Origin of the sequence: Paracoccus chinensis, from assembly GCF_900102885.1 — a bacterium.
Lineage (GTDB): Bacteria > Pseudomonadota > Alphaproteobacteria > Rhodobacterales > Rhodobacteraceae > Paracoccus > Paracoccus chinensis.
This window is the reverse complement of sequence record NZ_FNGE01000054.1, coordinates 1-3,013: the sequence shown is the minus strand read 5'-3', so window position 1 is coordinate 3,013 and position 3,013 is coordinate 1. Positions and strand designations below refer to the sequence as shown.

The window sequence follows — 3,013 nt, the reverse complement described above, 5'->3', positions numbered from 1 at the left end:
GCATCCCTGCGACGCGCTCAGCCTGTCGGCGGTGATTGACGCGCGCGACGCGGGGCTGATCGTCCCGCTGCTGGTGGCCCCGCGCGCGCGCCTTGAAGGCGTCGCGGCCAAGGCTGGGCTGGACCTGTCCGGCATCGCCATCGAAGACGTCCCTCACAGCCATGCCGCGGCCGAGCGGGCGGTCGAGCTTGCCGCCGCCGGCCAGGTCGAGGTTCTGGTCAAGGGCAGCCTGCATACCGACGAGCTGATGGGCGCCGTGATCGCGGCCAAGGCCGGGCTCCGAACCAAGCGCCGGGTCACGCATTGCTTCGTGATGCAGACGCCGGCCTATCCGCGCCCCTTCATCATCACCGACGCGGCGGTGAACATCGCGCCCACGCTGGCGGAAAAGGCCGACATTGTTCGCAACGCGGTCGACCTGGCCCACGCGATGGGGGTCGAGACGCCGCGGGTGGCGATCCTCGCCGCGGTCGAAACGATCTCGCCCAACATGCCCGCCACGCTGGATGCGGCGGCGCTGTGCAAGATGGCCGACCGCGGTCAGATCGCGGGCGCGGTGCTCGACGGGCCGCTGGCCTTCGACAACGCCGTCTCGGCGGCGGCCGCGCAAGTCAAGGGCATCGTCTCGCCGGTGGCGGGGCGGGCGGACATCCTTGTCGTGCCCGATCTGGAAAGCGGCAACATGCTGGCCAAGCAACTCGAATATCTCGGCGGGGCAGACACCGCCGGCATCGCGCTGGGGGCAAAGGTCCCCATCGTGCTGACCAGCCGCGCCGATGCCCGCGACACCCGGCTCGCGTCCTGCGCGCTGGCGGTGATGCTGGCGCATCGCTACCGGAGCAGCCCGCCATGAGCGGCGCGGATGACCTGATCCTTGTCCTCAACTGCGGCTCGTCCAGCATCAAGTTCGCGCTCTTCGAGCGGCGGCAGCCCGTGGCCCGCAGGCCGCTGTGGAACGGCAAGGTGGACGGGATCACCGGGCCCGCGCCGACCTTCGGCGAGACGGGCGTCCCCCCCGCGCCGGTCGTGCTGGACCCGGCCGCGCCCTATACTGCCGCGCTCGCCCATATCGGCGCCCGCATCGACCAGCGCCGCGGCACCCGCGCCATCGGCGCGATCGGGCACCGGATCGTCCACGGCGGCGCGCGCTATTTCGAGCCCGTGCGCCTCGATGCCGAGGTCCTGGCCGACCTGCGCGGCTATATCCCGCTTGCCCCCTTGCACCAGCCCTTTGCGCTGGAAGCGGTCGAGCAACTGCTTGTGCAGCGTCCGGGCGTGCCGCAGGTGGCCTGCTTCGACACCGCCTTCCACCATACCGTCCCGGCGGTCGAGCAGATGCTGCCGCTGCCCCGCGCCTTCTGGGAGCGCGGCGTGCGCCGCTACGGCTTTCACGGCCTGTCCTATGAATACCAGTCGATCGCGTTGCCTGAGCGCCACGGCGAACTGGCGCGGGGCCGGGTGATCGTCGCCCATCTGGGCAGCGGCGCCAGCCTGTGCGGCATGATCGGGCTGGAAAGCGTGGCGACCACGATGGGCTTTTCGGCGCTGGAGGGGCTGATGATGGGCAGCCGCAGCGGCAGCATCGACCCCGGCGCGCTGCTGTACCTGATGCAGACCGAGAAGCTTTCGCCCGAGGAACTGGGCCAGCTTCTTTACCACGACTCGGGCCTGCGGGGGGTGTCGGGCATCTCCTCGGATCCCCGTGAGCTTCTCAAGCTGGAGGCGGAACAGGAAACTGCCAGAGACGCGCTTGCGCTTTACGTCCGCCGGGCGGTGCGCGAGATCGGGTCGGTGATGGCTGCTCTCGGAGGGCTGGACCTGCTGATCTTCACCGCCGGCATTGGCGAGCACAACGCCACGATCCGGGCGCGGATCTGCGAGGGGCTGGGCTTTCTGGGCGTGGCGCTGGACCCGCAGGCGAACTTGGACAACGCCCCGGTGATCTCCTCGCCCGCAAGCCGGATCACCGTGGGGGTCGAGCCGACCAACGAGGAATGGATCGCAGCATCCCGCAGCGACGAGGTCTTGCGAGCCCCCGAATGGGCTGGCAGGAAAACTGCGACGGTCTGCTGAGAAGTGGGGAAGGTTCAGCCAGCCTGTCTGCCCGCAACGCGTCAGCCGTGGCCGATGAGATCACGTTCCGGCTTTGTCGGACTAGGTATCTCGACCCTGCTACAGATGCCCCATCACTGGTCATGGCTCAGATCGGTGACGGAGGTGGAGTACAGCGCCAAACACCTTGTGCATGACCACGCTCTCTAGCTGGCTGATCCCACCTTTCTTCACCGTCTGGGACAGTTGGCGGCAACCCGTTCTCCGGGAGCGTAAAGAAGGACGAGAGAGTGACCTGATAGCAGCGGCGACACTAGTCGGGATAGATGTCTTCCGCGACTGGCTCGATGGCTTCTGTCTGCCGCGTGGCCGCCGGTTCAGGCTCCCGAACCCGCCGGCAGGCCATACGCGCCAAGTCGAGATCATTCAGGATCTGCCCGCACCCTCCAGGATCATCGTCGCGATGAAAAATGGCACTCCCTAGCGACATCAGCGCTGAGCATCGTCACGGTTGCTAGCCTTTCGGCGAAACGACCGAGGTATTCGAAGAGGCGCTTGCTCGCCAGCCTCCCTGTGCCGTCTCGGCTGAAACCAAGCCCCCTGCGCCTCTTTCCTGTGCTGCCTGCCGGATCGGGTCCGAGAGCAGGCGCAGCCCGTTGAGCACCACCAGCACGGTGCCGCCTTCGTGGCCGACGACGGCCAGCGGCAGCGGCAGGTCGAAGAACAGCCCGCCGGTGACCAGCAGGACCATGGCGCCCAGGGCGAAGGCGAGGTTCTGGCGGATGATCCGGGCGGTGCGGCGGGACAGGCGGTGGGCATGAGCCAGCCGTTCCAGGTCCTCGGACAACAGCGCCACGTCGGCGGCCTGCAGCGCCACCTCGGATCCCGCCGCGCCCATGGCGATGCCCACGTCGGCGCGGGCCAGCGCGGCGGCGTCGTTCACCCCGTCGCCGACGAAGGC

3 protein-coding genes and 1 pseudogene are annotated in these 3,013 nt (G+C 68.6%); 3 read left to right on the top strand and 1 reads right to left on the bottom strand.

The window, feature by feature from the left end; genetic code table 11:
* The 3 genes from BLQ03_RS17505 to BLQ03_RS18170 form a co-directional block, all read left to right on the top strand.
* A partial coding sequence (locus tag BLQ03_RS17505) for a bifunctional enoyl-CoA hydratase/phosphate acetyltransferase (RefSeq protein WP_139166812.1) occupies positions 1 to 853 on the top strand: 853 nt, incomplete at its 5' end.
* Positions 850 to 2,073: an acetate/propionate family kinase gene (locus BLQ03_RS17500; protein ID WP_090757570.1), complete on the top strand. Its 1,224-nt coding sequence runs from the start codon at positions 850 to 852 to the stop codon at positions 2,071 to 2,073. The genes BLQ03_RS17505 and BLQ03_RS17500, both read left to right, overlap by 4 nt.
* 172 nt (positions 2,074 to 2,245) lie before the next feature.
* Complete coding sequence (locus BLQ03_RS18170) at positions 2,246 to 2,536, top strand: hypothetical protein (RefSeq protein WP_139166811.1); 291 nt, start codon at positions 2,246 to 2,248, stop codon at positions 2,534 to 2,536.
* Between the two features lie 30 nt (positions 2,537 to 2,566).
* Here BLQ03_RS18170 and BLQ03_RS17495 read toward each other — a convergent pair.
* Positions 2,567 to 3,013: pseudogene (locus tag BLQ03_RS17495) on the bottom strand (hypothetical protein); the annotation flags it as partial.